This is a genomic window from Clostridium intestinale DSM 6191, from assembly GCF_900130055.1.
Taxonomy (GTDB): Bacteria; Bacillota; Clostridia; order Clostridiales; family Clostridiaceae; genus Clostridium_T; species Clostridium_T intestinale.
Window position 1 is genome coordinate 302,851 of sequence record NZ_FQXU01000006.1, and the last position, 16,304, is coordinate 319,154.

Here is a 16,304-nt window from a genome sequence, read left to right on the forward strand (position 1 = left end):
AACAGGAGTAACAGGAGTAACAGGAGTAACAGGAACAACTGGAATAACTGGAACAACTGGAATAACTGGGGTAACAGGAATAACTGGAGCAACAGGTGAAACAGGAGCAACCGGAGTAACAGGTGAAACAGGAGTAACCGGAGCAACTGGAGCAACAGGCGTAACAGGAGCAACTGGAGAAACCGGGGCAACCGGAGCAACCGGAGTGACAGGAGCAACAGGCGAACCTGGAGGAGTAACAGGTGAAACTGGAGCAACCGGAGCAACAGGTCCAACTGGAGCTATAGGTGAAACCGGAGTAACAGGATCAACGGGGCCAACTGGAGCTATAGGTGAAACAGGGCCTGCTGGAGGAGCAACTGGGGATACCGGAGCAACCGGAGCAACCGGAGCAACAGGAGCAACCGGAGCAACAGGAGCAACTGGAGCAACTGGAGCAACAGGAACAACAGGAGCAACAGGAGCAACTGGAGCAACTGGAGCAACTGGAGCAACAGGAGCAACAGGAGCAACTGGAGCAACTGGAACTGTTCAACCAAATCCGTTTGAAGTATATGTTCAAGCTGGTGCGGTTGGTGGAGATGGAACTCAGGCAAGCCCATTTGGAACTATTCAACAAGGTGTTACAGCAGTATCACCTACAGGTATAGTTCATGTTCTAGGAGGAACTTATTCAGTTACTGCAACAATTACAGTTAATAAAGCAGGAGTAACATTACAAGGATATCCTAATACAATAGTTTTATTACAAGCAGCTGTGATTCCTTTTCTTGTTACTGGAAGCGGAGTTACAATAGATGGATTTACTATTACAAGTGATTTGGCGTATGCAGTTGAGTTTATACAATTTGCAGGAACTAATCACAAGCTAACAAATAACTATATATATGGACCACCTCAGGCAGGACCATCTACAGGTTGGGTAGTAAATCGTGGATTTTTAACCCAGGGAAATGTAGTTAACCTGATAGTTCAAAATAATATATTCTACTTTATGAGACAACCAGCATATTTAAATCCAAATTCTACAGGATATATTGTAGATAATGTGACTTATAATACTAGAGGATTTGTTGTAGATAGTGCAATATTTGTTTTCTCAGGAAACTCATGGGGAATTCCACAGAATGCCGTTGATATTGCATTGCTAGTTGGGACTCCTACTGGTGCACCATATGATCCTACTTCAGCATTATCAACCTATAACAGTTCCGCTGTAATAAGTGATCAGAGATAAAGAAATATAGAATATTATAGTTTATAAATTTACCCTACTAAATTAATGGCATTGATTAGTAGGGTTATATATTTATAAGAATAAAAAAATCATTTAGAGATAAAATTTATATTTTTTCAGCTATACTTTTCTTATAATGTAAAATCGTTTTAGAATTTCCACTAAAAAATTAAAAAAATATAACACTTTTGTTGACATATATAATATATTATTGTACATTTATAATGTAATTTAATAAACCTCACTTTTAATGGTGGGGTAGAGGCGCGATATTTATTAGTCTTTAGAAGAGTTTGAGAAGCAATGATGCTATAGAGAAGGAAATATCGCCGAAGTAAATAATAATCTCATTATTATTTGCTGGGTCTGTAGTTAAGAGCTGCAGGACTGTCTCAATAAGCCACCCAGTTTATTGAGTTGTGCTATCTCATTTAGGGAAAAGTGGAGGGAAACTAGTAGCAACTATGTTTATTGCGATCTGAGTTCAGCTCAGATCTTTTTTTATAACTTAAAAAGATAATATAAGCTAAAAATATGAGGGGGAACAAAAAATGAAAAAATTATCATTAATAGTAACAGCTGTTTTATCAGCAACACTTTTACTTACAGGATGTGGCTCAAAGGCTTCTGATACATCAAAAACTGAAGATACTTTTAAAGTTGGAATGGAAGCTGGGTACGCTCCTTTTAACTGGACTCAAAAGGATGATTCTAATGGTGGAGTTAAAATTGATGGGGCTGCAGAATATGCAGGAGGCTATGATGTAGAAATAGCTAAAAAGATTGCTGAAGATTTAGGTAAAAAGTTAGTTATAGTTAAAACAGAATGGGATGGATTAATACCAGCACTAGAATCTGGAAAGATAGATGCAGTTATAGCAGGTATGTCTCCAACAGCAGAACGTAAAGAAACAATAGACTTTTCAGATAATTACTATAAATCAGAGTTAGTTATGGTAGTTAAGAAAGGTGGAAAATATAATGGAGCTACTTCGTTAAAAGATTTTAGTGGAGCTAAAGTAACTGCACAATTAAATACTTTTCACTATTCTGTTATAGATCAAATAGCTGGAGTTCAAAAACAAACAGCTATGGATAATTTCTCGGCTATGAGAGTTGCTCTTGAGTCAGGTGTAATTGATGCATATGTTTCAGAACGTCCAGAAGGAATTAGTGCTGAATCTAATAGCAATAATTTTAAGATGATAGAGCTTAAGGATGGATTTAAGGCATCTGAAGAAGATGTTGCAATAGCAGTAGGAGTGAAAAAAGGCAGTGATTTAACAGCTAAGATTAATTCTACATTATCAAAAATTTCTGAATCAGATCGTAAGACTATAATGGATAATGCTATAAAAAACCAACCTGCTGCTGAATAATAGCAAGGTATGTATAAAGCCGAGTGTATTTAAATAACATTCGGTTTTGTCAAGTGAAACTTGATTCAGATGGGGTTTTATCCCCAGCTGAATTTTAGTTGAACCTATCTAGAGTCGTGCCAATGTTATCTCCCACCAGAGGTATTACAGTGGCTAGACGTCAGATAAATTAAAGGAGTGAAAAAATGACTTTTGAGGATATTGTAAAAATCTTTTCAAATAACTGGCCTATGTTTTTACGTGGAGCTGGTATGACTTTATTAATTTCTATTATTGGTACAATCTTAGGATCTATTATAGGATTGTTAGTAGGAATGGTTAGAACTATTCCTGTACCTGAAAGAGGTATAAAAAAGGCAGTTCTAAAAATTATTAATGCTATCTTATCTATTTACATAGAAGTATTCCGTGGAACCCCTATGATAGTACAAGCTATGGTAATTTATTATGGATCAGCTTTAGCTTTTGGGATAGATATGAATAGAATATATGCAGGTATATTTATAGTATCTATAAATACAGGAGCGTACATGTCAGAAATTGTCCGTGGAGGAATAGTTTCTATTGATAAGGGACAGTTTGAAGCAGCACATGCTATAGGTATGAGCCATGTTCAAACTATGCTTAACGTAGTATTACCACAGGTTATTAGAAATATATTACCAGCTACAGGTAATGAGTTTGTTATAAATATAAAGGATACATCTGTTCTTAGTGTAATATCTGTAACAGAGTTATTTTTCCAAGCAAAATCTGTAGCAGGAATTAATTATAAGTTTTTTGCAACGTTTTTTATTGCTAGTGTTATGTATTTTATAATGACCTTTGCAGTAACAAGAATACTAAGATTTATCGAGAGAAAAATAGATGGTCCGGACAACTATATTATGTATGCAAACCAAATGCAAGTTGAAACACCAGAAGATATGTTACGCAGAAACCAAAATAATTAGGTTAAGGATTTAAGGACAAAGGAGATAAGTATGGAAAAAATAATTGATATTAAACATTTAAATAAATCCTTTGGAACTCATGAAGTTTTAAAAGATATTGATTTTTCAGTAAATAAAGGAGAAGTTGTTTGTATCATAGGATCATCGGGTTCAGGTAAGTCTACTCTTCTTCGCTGCGTTAACCTTTTGGAGAAACCAAGTGGTGGTGAGATAATATATAAAGGAAAAGATATTTTACATGATGAACATGATACACGTGCATATCGTACAAAGCTAGGTATGGTATTTCAACAGTTTAATCTATTTAACAATCATGATGTTCTAAGTAACTGTACTGTAGGACAAATGAAGGTTTTAAAAAGAAGTAAAGAAGAGGCTGAGAAAGTTGCCATGAAGTATTTACAAGTTGTAGGTATGGAACGTTTTATAAATGCAAAACCAAGACAATTATCTGGTGGACAAAAACAGAGAGTTGCTATTGCTAGAGCTCTTTCTATGGAGCCAGATGTTATACTGTTTGATGAACCAACATCAGCTCTTGATCCAGAAATGGTAGGCGAAGTTCTAAAGGTTATGAAAGAACTTGCAGAATCAGGACTTACTATGATGGTAGTAACTCATGAAATGGGATTTGCTAAAGAGGTATCTGATCGTGTAGTGTTTATGGATAAAGGCGTTATAGCAGAAGAAGGTCTACCAGAAGAAATATTTAATAATCCAAAACAAGAACGTACTAGAGAGTTCTTAAAAAGGACTTTAAATTAATAAACTAAACCCTTGAATTTCAAGGGTTTTATTTTTTTATACACCTATGTAAATCTATGTCTTAAAAGGTAATAAAAATTTAAACATTAGTTCATAATTGAAAATGATTACTAATGTTGACAGGTTTCTTCAAAAGTTGTTTAATTGAAACTGACCAGTCGGTTTATGAATAAAAGGAGGAAGGAACATGAATAAAACTAATAAATTTAATGCTAAAAAATCTGTTATAGGAATTTTAATTATATCTGTAATTGCTGTAACACTTATACCTATGCTATATTCCTCTATTTATTTAAGCGCATTTTGGGATGTCTATGGTAAATTAGATAATGTGCCTGTAGCGTTTGTAAGTATGGATAAGCCTATAGTAAAAGATAATAAGAAGTATAATATAGGACAAGACTTACAAGACAACCTAAAAGATAATAAAAAGGTTCAGTGGAATTTTGTAAATTATGATGATGCAAAGGCTGGGGTTGAGGGGAATAAATATTATGCAATGATAGTCATACCAGAGGATTTTTCCCAAAAGATTGCAGACTCAAAAGATGGTGTTTTTAATAAACCTGAGATAATTTATGAAGCTAACAAAGGGCGAAACTATATATTCTCACAAATATCTGAAAAAGTAGCAACAAGTATAAAATCAGAAATAGCAGAAAATATACAAGAGGAAACTTCAAAAGCACTTGTTGATAATTTGTATGATATTAAAAAGTCATTAGGAGATGCTAGTGATGGGGCTAATAAACTTCAAGATGGAACTCAACAACTTTACGATGGAAGTAAGGATTTATCAAATGGACTAATTAAAGCATCCAACGGATCAGGAGAACTACAAAAGGGACTAAAAGATGCTGCAAAGGGTGAAAGCCAGGTTTATAATGGAATAAACTCTTTAAGTATTGGTTTAAACCAGCTTAAAGAAGGATTAACTCAAAAAAATGATAAAGTAGATCAACTTGTAGTTGGAGCAAAGGGAGTTTCTGATGGAGCTAATGCTATTTATGGTAAAGCTAGTGATGCAAATATTAAGCTATCTCAAAACTTAAATAGTGCAGCTGCTGGAATTAAGGATGTATCGAGTTATATAAATACTTCAGATGCTTTAATAGCATCAGTTTTAGAAACTTATAAGACAACCGGAAATTTAGATGTTGCAACTCTTATGAAGGCTCAGGCTATTTTAGATGGTGTTAAAAGTAAGGATATAAGTAGTAATATAGCATATCCATTGAGTCAATCAGCTAATTCACTACAGCCTTTAGTGGATGGACTAGGTACACTTAAAGGTGGAGCAAAACAAGTGGCTGATGGTACTTCTGAACTTGTAAAAGGTATTGAAGCAAGTCAAATACAGGCAGCAGTAGGCGTAGATCAATTAATTGCCGGGACAAGTTCATTAAAAGATGGAAGTGGACAAATACTACAGGGATTAAATACTGCTGCTGATAAAACAGGAGAATTAAGTAGTGGATTATCACAACTAAGTAATGGTGCAAATACTTTAAACTCTGGTTTAAATGATGCAAATGAAGGAAGTAAAGAATTAAAAAATGGTCTAAATAGTGGATACACAGATATGACTAATAATTTAAAATTTACATCAGATAATATGGCCGACTTTGTAAAGGAGCCAGTAGTATTAAATGAAAATACTATAAATAACGTAGAATATTATGGTGAAGGATTAGCTCCTTATTTTGTATCATTATCTTTATGGTTAGGAGCAATGTTTATTAACCTTTTATTATCACTTGTTAAGAAATTTGATTTAATAAAAGGAAAGTTCTTTAACAGCTTTTTAGGAAAGTTTGTATTAGGTACAGTAATAGCTGTTGTTCAAGCTTTATTAGTAAGCGTAGTGCTTACTAATGGATTAAATATACACACAGTATCCATGACAACTTTCTTCATAACAAATATGTTTATATCTGTTGTATACTTTAGTGTGATGTATGGAGCTTCACATGCTATAGGAATTGTGGCAACACCAATAATGTTTATTATATTCCTATTGCAGTTAGCTTCATCAGGAGGAACTTTCCCAATAGAAACAGCACCAACTTTCTTTAAAATAATAAACGAATATATACCTATGACTTATGCTGTATCTATACTAAGAATGGTAACTAGTGGAATAAATTCTGTAGTGTTTAATAAGGATGTATTTATACTACTAATATTTATGTTAGCATTTTTATGTGGAGGTCTAGTTATAAGAGCTATTATTAATATTTCACAAAAAGAGAAAAAAAGTAATGAAAATTTAAAAGCAGCTTAAGAGATAATTCTCCTTTAGGGTAAAATCTAGAGGGGAATTTTTGTTTGTCAATTTGACGTACAGTAATAGGATAGGTATTATGATAAGGAGGTTAGTTCCATAAAATTTACAAGGGGGATATAGATTTGCAGAATTTATTATTAACACTATTAGTAGCAATAGTAGGAGGAACAATAGCACTAAAATTAAAAGTTCCAGCTGGAGCAATGATAGGAGCTATGATTTCAGTAGCAATTTTTAATATAGTTTTAGGAAAGGCTTATTTCCCAGTAAATGCGAAAATAGTTACACAGATAGCAGCAGGAGCTTTTGTTGGAGCTGGAATAACTTATAAAGATATTATAAGTCTAAAATCAATAATAAAGCCTGCGGTAATAATAACTTTAGGTATGATATCAATAAATCTCATTATGGGATATTTAATGCATAAACTTACTGGAATTGATTTAGTTACATCTCTTTTTGCTTGTGCTCCAGGTGGAATTGTAGATATGTCGATTATAAGTAGTGATTTAGGAGCTGATACATCCAAGGTTGCAATATTACAATTAGTTAGGCTTATGGGGGTAATGCTTATATTGCCATCCTTGTTAAAGTTGATATGTAATAAACTCGGAGTATGTATAGTAAAAGATAAAACTAAAGTTGAAAAAGAAGAAAATATGAACAATAGTAATATACAGAATCTATTTATGACATTAGCTGTAGGAGGAATTTTTGGAACAATAGGTTATCTTCTAAAAATTCCTGCTGGAGCTATGACTTTTTCTATGATATCAGTGGGAGTTTTTAATATACTTTCAAGCAGAGGATATATGCCCCTTACGCTTAGGAGAATAACTCAAATGTGTGCAGGAGCATTAATAGGGGAAAGGATGACCTTTAATGACTTAATAGGTATAGGGGACATTCTATTTCCAGCGCTTATGATACTTGTGGGAATAATAGTTACAAACTTAGCTTTAGGATTTTTAATAAGTAGAAATAGTAATTTAGAAATAACAACAGCATTATTTTCTAGTGCACCAGGTGGAATGTCAGATATGACACTAATAGCTGATGAACTTGGAGCGGATACCCCTAAGGTAGCAGTTTTACAGCTTGTTAGAGTAATAAGTGTAATAGCTTTATTTCCAATAATAATTAAGTATATAAGCGAACTCTTGACATAAAATTCAAAAAGTGGTATATAAAAAGTAGGGATTAGCACTCTAGTATATAGAGTGCTAACAAAATTCAACTAACTACGCGTATGAAGCGTAGTTTTATAGCGAGAGGAGAGATTTGCGTTGGAAACAAAACAATTTAAAGCAGAATCCAAAAGACTTTTGGACCTTATGATTAACTCTATTTATACTCATAGGGAGATATTTTTAAGGGAGCTTATTTCTAATGCTAGTGACGCCATTGATAAAATTTATTATAAGGCACTAACAGATGACTCCATAACCTTTGATAAGGATAATTACTTTATCAAGGTAACTGCTGATAAAGAAAGCAGAACAATCACACTTACTGATACAGGTATAGGAATGACAAAGGAAGAGCTTGATGATAACCTTGGAGTTATAGCTAAAAGTGGTTCCCTAAATTTTAAAAAAGAAAATGAGCTTAAAGATGGATATGATATTATAGGTCAGTTTGGTGTTGGATTTTATTCAGCATTTTTAGTAGCTGATGAAGTTACTGTTATAAGTAAAGCCTTTGGTAGTGATGAAGCTTATAAATGGGAGTCAAAAGGGGTAGATGGATATACTATTGAACCTGCTGAAAAAGATTCTTATGGTACAGAAATTACTCTTAAGATTAAAGAAAACTCAGAAGATGAAAACTTTGATGAATATTTAGAGGCGTATAAATTAAAATCAATAATCAAAAAATACTCTGACTTCATTAGATACCCTATTAAGATGGATATAACAGGTAGAAAACCAAAAGAGGGTATAGAAAATGAGTTTGATGAATATATAGAAGAACAAACTATAAATAGTATGGTTCCTATATGGAGAAAAAATAAAAATGAACTTACTAAAGAAGATTATGATAATTTCTATTCAGAAAAACATTATGGTTTTGATAAACCTTTAAAATATATACACACTAGCGTTGATGGAGCTATAAGCTATAATGCTATATTATATATTCCTGAAAAAACACCATTTGATTTTTACACAAAAGAATATGAAAAAGGTTTAGAATTATATTCAAATGGTGTAATGATAATGAATAAATGTGCTGATCTTTTACCTGACTATTTTAGCTTTGTGAAAGGTATAGTAGACTCAGAAGATTTATCTCTTAATATATCAAGAGAAATTTTACAACATGATAGACAGCTTAAACTAATAGCTAAAAATATTAAGTCTAAGATAAAAGGTGAGTTAGAAAGCTTATTAAAAAATAAAAGAGAAGATTATGATAAGTTCTATGAATCTTTTGGAAGACAATTAAAGTTTGGAGTTTACAGCGATTTTGGAAGTAATAAAGATGTTCTACAAGATTTACTAATGTTCTATTCTTCAAAAGAGAAAAAGATGGTAACTTTAGCTGAGTATGTAGGTAGAATGAAAGAGGATCAAAAATATATTTATTATGCTGCTGGAGAATCAAAAGAAAGAATAGAAAAACTTCCACAAATAGAACTTCTATTAGATAAGGATTATGAAGTATTATATTTCACAGATGATATAGACGAATTTGCTATAAGAATGCTTATGAACTATAAGGAAAAAGAATTTAAATCTATATCAAGTGGAGATTTAGGAATAGAATCAGAAGAAAATAAAGAAGCTAATGAAGCAGAAGAAAAGGATAATAATGATTTATTTGAATATATGAAAACTGCTTTAGCTGGTAAAGTTAAAGATGTTAGAGCTTCAAAAAGGCTAAAAAATCATCCAGTATGTTTATCAAATGATGGTGAGCTTTCAATTGAAATGGAAAAAATATTAAACTCTATGCCTAATAATGAAAATGTTAAGGCAGACAAAGTTTTAGAAATTAATGTACATCATGATGTATTTAATTCTTTAAAGCAAGCATTTGAAAATGATAAAGATAAATTAAGTTTATTTACAGATTTATTATATAATCAAGCTTTACTTATAGAAGGATTATCTATAAATGATCCTGTAGAGTTTACAAATAATATATGTAAGATAATGAAATAGTTAAAAAGTCCATTGCAGAAGTGCAGTGGACTTTTTAACTTTAATTTAATAGGAGCATTGACAATATACTAAGGTACCTTTATAATAAAATAAAAGAAGGTACCTTAGTATGTTTGTTAAAGGAGATAAAAGCATGGAAAAAAGTAATAATGATTTAATTAAACAGTTAGCTAGACTTCAGTGGTTAATGCATAAACATCATTTCAAAAATCACAAAAATCATGGACCTATGGCGGATATTCACAGAGGGCAAGGAAGAGTGTTAGCCTTATTAAAATTAAAACCAGAAATTACTCAGAAGGAATTAGCTAATATTTTAGACATAAGATCACAGTCATTAGGGGAGCTTTTAGCAAAATTAGAGAGAAACGGATATATAACTAGAACACCTTCAGAAGAAGATCGTCGTGCAATGATTATTCGTTTAACAGAAGAAGGAAAAGCGGCAACCAATGAAAAAGAACAAGAGGATAATACTAAAGATTTATTTAAATGTTTAAATGAGTCAGAGCAAAATAATCTTAAAGACTATTTAGGACGAATAATTGTGGAACTAGAAAAAGAGCTTGGTGATGCTGATGACATTGAACATGAAATGCACCATCATAATCACCCTCATATGGGTAGAAGAGGATTTTTAGAGCATTGTGATAGAAGAAGAGGCTTTAATCATAATTGCAATGAGGAAAATCATCATAATCCTTTTGGTAGAAAAACAGATATAAAAGAGGATGAAATTGAAGAACCTAATGAATAATAAATGTAAAAAAGAATTATAAAAAACAAAGCAAGAAGTTTTCTATTTATAAAGATAAACTTCTTGCTTTTTTACCTATATTTTTGAAAGAGCTTGCTCTAAATCGTAAATTAAGTCATCAATACCTTCGATACCGATTGAAAGCCTTATAAGATCTGGAGTAACTCCAGCAGCTATTTGCTCTTCTTCAGTAAGTTCTGAATGAGTTGTGCTTGATGGATGAATTACTAATGACTTAGCATCTGCAACATTTGCAAGTAAAGAGAATAATTCTAAGCTATTAATAAATTTCTTTCCAGCTTCAAGACCACCGTGAATTCCAAAAGTGAATATTGAACCAGACCCTTTTGGTAGGTATTTATCTGCAAGTGCTTTATATGGACTAGATTCAAGTTCAGGATAATTAATCCAAGAAACTTTAGGATGATTACCTAAGTACTCAACTATTTTTCTTGTATTAGATACATGTCTTTCAACTCTTAAAGATAAAGTTTCTAGTCCTTGAAGTAAATAAAATGCACTTTGTGGACTAAGTGTAGCCCCTGTATTTCTTAATAATTGAACTCTTGCCTTTAAAGCAAAAGCAGGTGCACCTAAAGACGCATAAACTAGATTGTTATAGCTTTTATCTGGAGTTGTAAAGTCAGGGAATTTGCCGCTAGCCGCCCAGTCAAAGTTTCCTCCATCAACAATAATTCCTCCAAGAGTAGTTCCATGCCCCCCTATAAATTTCGTAGCCGAATGAACTACTACGTCAGCACCATATTCTATAGGTCTAACTAAATATGGAGTTCCAAAAGTGTTGTCTATTATAAGTGGAATATTGTTTTCATGTGCTATATTAGCTACTGCTTCGATATCTAAAACATTGATTTTAGGATTACCTATAGTTTCGCCATAAAGAGCTTTAGTTTTATCTGTAATAGCTTTTCTAAAGTTTTCTGGATCATCAGGATTTACAAATACAACATTTATGCCTAGTTTCTTTAAAGTAACTGAAAATAATTCATAGGTTCCACCATATAAAGTAGCAGCGGCAACTATTTCATCTCCAGCATTTGCAACATTTAGAATAGAATAAAGAATGGCAGATTGACCAGAAGCAGTTGCAAGCCCAGCAACCCCACCTTCAAGTTCCGCAACTCTTTTTTCAAATACATCAGTTGTAGGATTCATTATTCTTGTATAAACATTTCCTGATTCCTTTAATTGAAATAGATTAGCAGCATGGTCTGCGTTATTAAATACATAAGAAGTTGTTTGATAAATTGGAACAGCCCTAGCTCCAGTAGTAGGATCAGGAACTTGTCCTGCATGAACCTGTAAGGTTTCAAAACTTAATTTTCTTTCACTCATTTTTTTAGCCCCCTCTTTTTCTTTCATATATTTCATATATGTATAGTAGGTATTTTGGATATATACCTCTAAATAAAGTTAATACTATTGTATCAGATAAGTTTTAAGATATAAAGTATTAAATCAGGGAAAAATAGTTAATTTTTTTTAATAACTTACCTAAAAGTGCGTACTTGTCCATAAATTTATATTGGAGTAAACTAAAAAATATATTAAGTTATTAGGAGGAGTTTTAATGAAAGTTGTTGCTTTTAATGGAAGCCCAAAAAAAGAAGGAAACACTTATCAAGCACTTAAATTAGTTGCTGATGAATTAGAAAAAGAAGGTATAGAAGTTGAGATTGTCCACGTTGGAAATCAAGTTATAAGAGGATGTATGGCTTGTGGTGGTTGTGGAAGAAATAAGGATGAAAAATGTGTTTTGCAAGGGGATTTTTTAAATGTCTGGGTTCAAAAAATGAAAGAAGCTGATGGTATATTACTTGGCTCACCAGTACATTATTCAGGAATAGCTGGAACCATGAAATCATTTTTAGATAGAGCTTTCTATGTTGCAAGCAGTAATGGAAATTTATTTAGACATAAAGTTGGTGCAGCGGTGGTTGCAGTTAGACGTTCAGGAGGACTTCCAACTTTCCAACAATTAAACAACTTTATAAACTATTCAGAAATGCTGGTACCTACTTCAAGCTATTGGAATGTAATTCATGGAACCAAACCAGGAGATGTAGTTGAAGATGGAGAAGGAACTCAAATAATGAGAACATTAGGTAAGAATATGGCTTGGTTAATGAAGTTAGTTGAGAATGGTAAAGATAATGTTCAAGAACCAGAAAAAGAAGGAAAGATATTTACTAGTTTTGTAAGATAAAAACATATATTTTAAAAAAGCTATCGCACTAATAGATTAAAATTGTTAGCGATAGCTTTTTTATAGTTTATATTTGGAGAAAATGCTATAATGCAATTACTTAAAAGGAATTTAATATTATGAAAGGGTGTAGGGGTTAGGATGTTAGAAGAACTAAAAACTTTTATGGTTGTGGTTGAGCAAGAGAACTTCACTAAGGCGGGAGAAATGATAAAGTTATCTCAGCCAAGTGTAAGTTTGCATATAAAAAATCTAGAAAAATATTTTAATACAACACTCATTACTAGATCCTCAAGGCAGAAAAATATTATAATAACTGAAAGTGGAAGGTTGCTTTATAGAAGAGCAAAAGAGATATTTAGATTAGTTGAAAATACAACCAATGAACTTAAAAATATATCTAGTTCACTAAAGGGGCACATAAAGATAGGATCAAGTCTTACGATAGGTGAGTATTTTCTTCCTAATTTTTTAAAACAGTTTTCAATGGATTATCCAGATATTGAGATAGAAGTTATAATTGAAAATACTGCAAGTATATGTGAGGGCGTTAGAAATCTAAAGTTAGATTTTGGACTTATTGAGGGAATTGTTTCTTCACATGATTTTAAGCAAGAATATTTTTTAGAGGATAACATGGTTTTAATGGTGCCTTACGATCATCCTCTAACAAAAGATGAATTTACATATGACAAACTTCAAAACTTAAGATGGATAAGTAGAGAATTTGGCTCAGGAACTAGAGAATATTTAGATATATTTCTAACAACTAATGAGATAGTTCCAAGAAACATTATGGTACTTGGAAGTAATTATGCAATAAAGGAAGCTGTGAAAAATGGGTTAGGTGTAACTCTTATTTCTAACTATGTGGCAAAAGAAGCATATAAAAATAAAGAAGTATCAATAATAGAAGTAGATAATAGTTTTAAAAGACATTTTTCATATCTAATATCTAAAGACATATCCCTATCAATGATTTCAAAGGTATTTATTGAAAGTCTAAGTGCTTATAGTAATAAATATGATGTTGAAAAATAATAAGGTTAAATGATATACTAATTCAAGTAAAGAAGAACAAATAAAATAAATAGAGGTATACTCATGAACACTGATGAAATATATAAACGTATAATGGTTATGGATAGCGTAAAAAGTGCTACTTCATATATGAAAAATAGCGAACTTACTAAATCAGATTTAAGTAAGTTATGTAAAAGACATAATATTTTCGTTGATGATAAGGCAACAAAAGAATCTATGATTACATTATTCATAAATTCGACTATTGGTGTGAAGTTGAAGAATAAAGCTAAAAATAGATATAAAACTAAATAATTCAGATGTGGGTATTGGTTATGAATATCTAATGACAAGTTAAGCTATTATATTAATTAAAAATTAATATAATAGCTTTTTTGCTTTAGTAATCAGCATAAGCTTTTATATCATAGAGAATACTATTTTAAAGACATAGCTATAAAAATAGATTTATCTATGGAGGATACAAGTATGGTTATAAAGTTGTTAAAAAGAAATTGGTTAATTTGTGTGGTAGCTTTTGGTGTATTATTTAATATAAATAGTGAAGCTATAGCAGGTGAAATCACAACATATAGTGATTCAACAAATTACAAAGATGATAGAATTGAACCACAGATAAAGATTCCTATTAATCTAGAGATTGAAAAAGAAGCTCAAAAGAGCGTTGAAGAAGGTCATTCGCCATGGAAACTTGATCCTGTTTTTGTAGCTCAAGTTTTTGTAAGTTTGCAAGTTTCACCAGAAGGTATTACAGGAGATTACCCAATCAAAGATAAAGAATTAAAGATTATCCAAAGCAGCGAAAAGGAAACTATAGTTGAAGTAAATTCAAATAAGACGAAAATTAAAAAAGTATATCTAAAGAGGCTAGTAAAGAAGGACTCAACTGGAATATGGACTGTTGTTGGATATGATTCGGAATAAAAAAAGTAAGATATATTAAATAACTGCCACATCAACTAAGTAAAGTTAATGTGGCAATTTATTCTTTATCTATTTTGCACTTAAAGCAACTATATTTAATAAGCTCCAAGGTTTGTTAAAGTGTGGTTGGAAGAAGAAATCAACAAATGCTAACTCATCTATAGTCATTTTGTTTTGAATAACAACAGACATTGTATTCATTAATTGAGTCAAATCTGTTTTAGATATTATTTGAGCACCAAGTATTACTTCTGATTCCTCGTCATAAACAACCTTAACAGTTGCTGAGTCAAATGTCGGCATAAACTCAGGTCTATAGTTATCTGTAGCTGATACTGTTTTTACTTTTAGTCCAGCAGCTTTAGCTGAAGCTTCTGTAAGACCAGTTGAAGCTATGTTATAGTCATAGATTTTTATTCCTGAGGTTCCTTGAGTACCCATATATTTAGTAGTAGGTTCTACTAAATTTCTACCTATTAAAGTACCCATTCTAACTGCATTTGTAGCAAGTGGAATGTATTCTCTTTTGCCTGTTGGATTATATATTATTGAAGCGCAGTCTCCAGCAGCAAAGATACCTTCTTTACTTGTTCTCATATATTCATCCACTATTATTGCTCCGTTTGGAAGCATATCTAACTTATCTTTAAATAGAGCTGTACTTGGTCTAAATCCAATACATAGAATTACAAGATCAGCTTCATATTCACCTTTATTAGTTATAACTTTAGTTACTTTACCATCTTTTCCTTCAAATTTACTTACAGTTTCTCCTAAAGCTAGTTTAATTCCATGGTTTATAAATTCATCTTCAGCAGTATCTGTAAATTCTTTATCAAGATATTTGCTTAAAACTCTATCCATACCATCTATTAAAGTAACTTCTTTACCGTTCATTTCGAAAGCTTCTACAAGCTCTACACCTATATAACCAGCTCCTACAACAACTATTCTATTAGCTGATTTAGCTTTTTCTATAATTGTGTTTGAATGAGCATAATTTTTTGAAAGAAGTATATTGTCTAAATCTATTCCTTCAATATTAGGTACTATTGGCCATGACCCCGTAGTAATTATTAACTTATCAAAATTATCCTCAAACTCTTCTCCAGAAGTTAAATCCTTAACTTTTAAGATTTTATTATCTACATCAATATCTAAAACATCATGAGACATCTTAGTTTTAACTCCAAGTTCAGCTAAATCCTCTGGTGAACTATAAAATAATCCTTGAGGATCTTTAACCACTCCACCTACATATAATGCTATTCCACAAGATAAGAAAGAGATGTTGTCATTTCTTTCGTATACTGTTATTTCTGCATCAGGATGTTTTTTTGCTGTATTTACTATTGCAGCTGTACCTGCATGAGTACAACCTATAACTGCTACCTTCATATAAAATTACCTCCAAAATAATAAATATATTTTATTTACAAATAATCATTCTCTATAAATAATATTTTAACAAAGTATTGTTAAAAAATCTATATTTTTTTTATTTTTTTCTTAAATTTAAATTGTATACCATAAAAATATTATCTATAGCAAAACTTAACAGGGA

Annotated in this window: 14 protein-coding genes and 1 riboswitch; of the genes, 12 read left to right on the forward strand and 2 right to left on the reverse strand. The window is 31.6% G+C overall.

The window, feature by feature from the left end; all coding sequences use genetic code 11:
* The 8 genes from BUA92_RS10640 to BUA92_RS10675 all read left to right on the forward strand — a co-directional run.
* The coding region (locus BUA92_RS10640) for a collagen-like domain-containing protein (protein ID WP_073019490.1) at positions 1-1,237 on the forward strand (1,237 nt) is incomplete at its 5' end.
* Between the two features lie 251 nt (positions 1,238-1,488).
* A riboswitch (Lysine riboswitch) is annotated at positions 1,489-1,670 on the forward strand.
* Between the two features lie 118 nt (positions 1,671-1,788).
* A complete protein-coding gene (locus tag BUA92_RS10645) occupies positions 1,789-2,616 on the forward strand; it encodes a transporter substrate-binding domain-containing protein (protein ID WP_073019368.1) in 828 nt (275 codons plus the stop codon).
* Positions 2,617-2,801: 185 nt separating this feature from the next.
* Positions 2,802-3,569, forward strand: a complete 768-nt coding sequence (locus tag BUA92_RS10650) for an amino acid ABC transporter permease (RefSeq protein WP_021803423.1) — start codon at positions 2,802-2,804, stop codon at positions 3,567-3,569.
* Between the two features lie 30 nt (positions 3,570-3,599).
* On the forward strand, positions 3,600-4,334 hold the full coding sequence (locus BUA92_RS10655; RefSeq protein ID WP_021803422.1) for an amino acid ABC transporter ATP-binding protein: 735 nt from the start codon (positions 3,600-3,602) through the stop codon (positions 4,332-4,334).
* Positions 4,335-4,521: 187 nt separating this feature from the next.
* Positions 4,522-6,618 (forward strand): YhgE/Pip domain-containing protein, encoded by a 2,097-nt coding sequence (locus BUA92_RS10660; RefSeq protein ID WP_073019370.1) that lies wholly within the window; start codon positions 4,522-4,524, stop codon positions 6,616-6,618.
* 125 nt (positions 6,619-6,743) lie between these two features.
* Positions 6,744-7,790 carry an AbrB family transcriptional regulator gene (locus tag BUA92_RS10665; protein WP_083553487.1) on the forward strand — a complete coding sequence of 349 codons (1,047 nt, stop codon included), beginning with the start codon at positions 6,744-6,746 and terminating at the stop codon, positions 7,788-7,790.
* A 117-nt stretch (positions 7,791-7,907) separates the two neighbouring features.
* Complete coding sequence (gene htpG / locus BUA92_RS10670) at positions 7,908-9,788, forward strand: molecular chaperone HtpG (protein ID WP_073019374.1); 1,881 nt, start codon at positions 7,908-7,910, stop codon at positions 9,786-9,788.
* Positions 9,789-9,921: 133 nt separating this feature from the next.
* Positions 9,922-10,545, forward strand: a complete 624-nt coding sequence (locus BUA92_RS10675; RefSeq protein ID WP_083553489.1) for a MarR family winged helix-turn-helix transcriptional regulator — start codon at positions 9,922-9,924, stop codon at positions 10,543-10,545.
* A gap of 75 nt (positions 10,546-10,620) precedes the next feature.
* Here BUA92_RS10675 and BUA92_RS10680 read toward each other — a convergent pair whose 3' ends face one another.
* Entirely contained in the window at positions 10,621-11,901 is a 1,281-nt protein-coding gene (locus tag BUA92_RS10680; protein ID WP_073019378.1) for an O-acetylhomoserine aminocarboxypropyltransferase/cysteine synthase family protein, read from the reverse strand.
* A gap of 235 nt (positions 11,902-12,136) precedes the next feature.
* Here BUA92_RS10680 and BUA92_RS10685 point away from each other — a divergent pair, with 235 nt between their 5' ends.
* The 4 genes from BUA92_RS10685 (at position 12,137) to BUA92_RS10700 (ending at position 14,740) form a co-directional block, all read left to right on the forward strand.
* Positions 12,137-12,772 carry a flavodoxin family protein gene (locus tag BUA92_RS10685; RefSeq protein WP_073019381.1) on the forward strand — a complete coding sequence of 212 codons (636 nt, stop codon included), beginning with the start codon at positions 12,137-12,139 and terminating at the stop codon, positions 12,770-12,772.
* 141 nt (positions 12,773-12,913) lie between these two features.
* Positions 12,914-13,813: a LysR family transcriptional regulator gene (locus BUA92_RS10690; RefSeq protein WP_073019383.1), complete on the forward strand. Its 900-nt coding sequence runs from the start codon at positions 12,914-12,916 to the stop codon at positions 13,811-13,813.
* A gap of 63 nt (positions 13,814-13,876) precedes the next feature.
* The gene (locus BUA92_RS10695; protein WP_073019385.1) at positions 13,877-14,110 is read left to right on the forward strand and encodes a hypothetical protein; all 234 of its coding nucleotides are present in this window, start codon (positions 13,877-13,879) and stop codon (positions 14,108-14,110) included.
* Positions 14,111-14,284: 174 nt separating this feature from the next.
* A complete protein-coding gene (locus tag BUA92_RS10700) occupies positions 14,285-14,740 on the forward strand; it encodes a hypothetical protein (RefSeq protein WP_073019387.1) in 456 nt (151 codons plus the stop codon).
* A gap of 69 nt (positions 14,741-14,809) precedes the next feature.
* Here the strand turns inward: BUA92_RS10700 and BUA92_RS10705 are convergent, their stop codons facing one another.
* Entirely contained in the window at positions 14,810-16,138 is a 1,329-nt protein-coding gene (locus tag BUA92_RS10705) for an FAD-dependent oxidoreductase (protein ID WP_073019388.1), read from the reverse strand.
* Positions 16,139-16,304: the final 166 nt, after the last annotated feature.

Bases quoted from the DNA above. Each gene is read 5' to 3' on its own strand.
- BUA92_RS10655 (WP_021803422.1), top strand. From the start codon at position 3,600: ATGGAAAAAATAATTGATATTAAACATTTAAATAAATCCTTTGGAACT.
- BUA92_RS10695 (WP_073019385.1), top strand. From the start codon at position 13,877: ATGAACACTGATGAAATATATAAACGTATAATGGTTATGGATAGCGTA.
- BUA92_RS10680 (WP_073019378.1), bottom strand. From the start codon at position 11,901: ATGAGTGAAAGAAAATTAAGTTTTGAAACCTTACAGGTTCATGCAGGA.
- BUA92_RS10645 (WP_073019368.1), top strand. From the start codon at position 1,789: ATGAAAAAATTATCATTAATAGTAACAGCTGTTTTATCAGCAACACTT.
- BUA92_RS10685 (WP_073019381.1), top strand. From the start codon at position 12,137: ATGAAAGTTGTTGCTTTTAATGGAAGCCCAAAAAAAGAAGGAAACACT.
- BUA92_RS10660 (WP_073019370.1), top strand. From the start codon at position 4,522: ATGAATAAAACTAATAAATTTAATGCTAAAAAATCTGTTATAGGAATT.
- BUA92_RS10690 (WP_073019383.1), top strand. From the start codon at position 12,914: ATGTTAGAAGAACTAAAAACTTTTATGGTTGTGGTTGAGCAAGAGAAC.
- BUA92_RS10700 (WP_073019387.1), top strand. From the start codon at position 14,285: ATGGTTATAAAGTTGTTAAAAAGAAATTGGTTAATTTGTGTGGTAGCT.
- BUA92_RS10675 (WP_083553489.1), top strand. From the start codon at position 9,922: ATGGAAAAAAGTAATAATGATTTAATTAAACAGTTAGCTAGACTTCAG.
- BUA92_RS10705 (WP_073019388.1), bottom strand. From the start codon at position 16,138: ATGAAGGTAGCAGTTATAGGTTGTACTCATGCAGGTACAGCTGCAATA.
- BUA92_RS10650 (WP_021803423.1), top strand. From the start codon at position 2,802: ATGACTTTTGAGGATATTGTAAAAATCTTTTCAAATAACTGGCCTATG.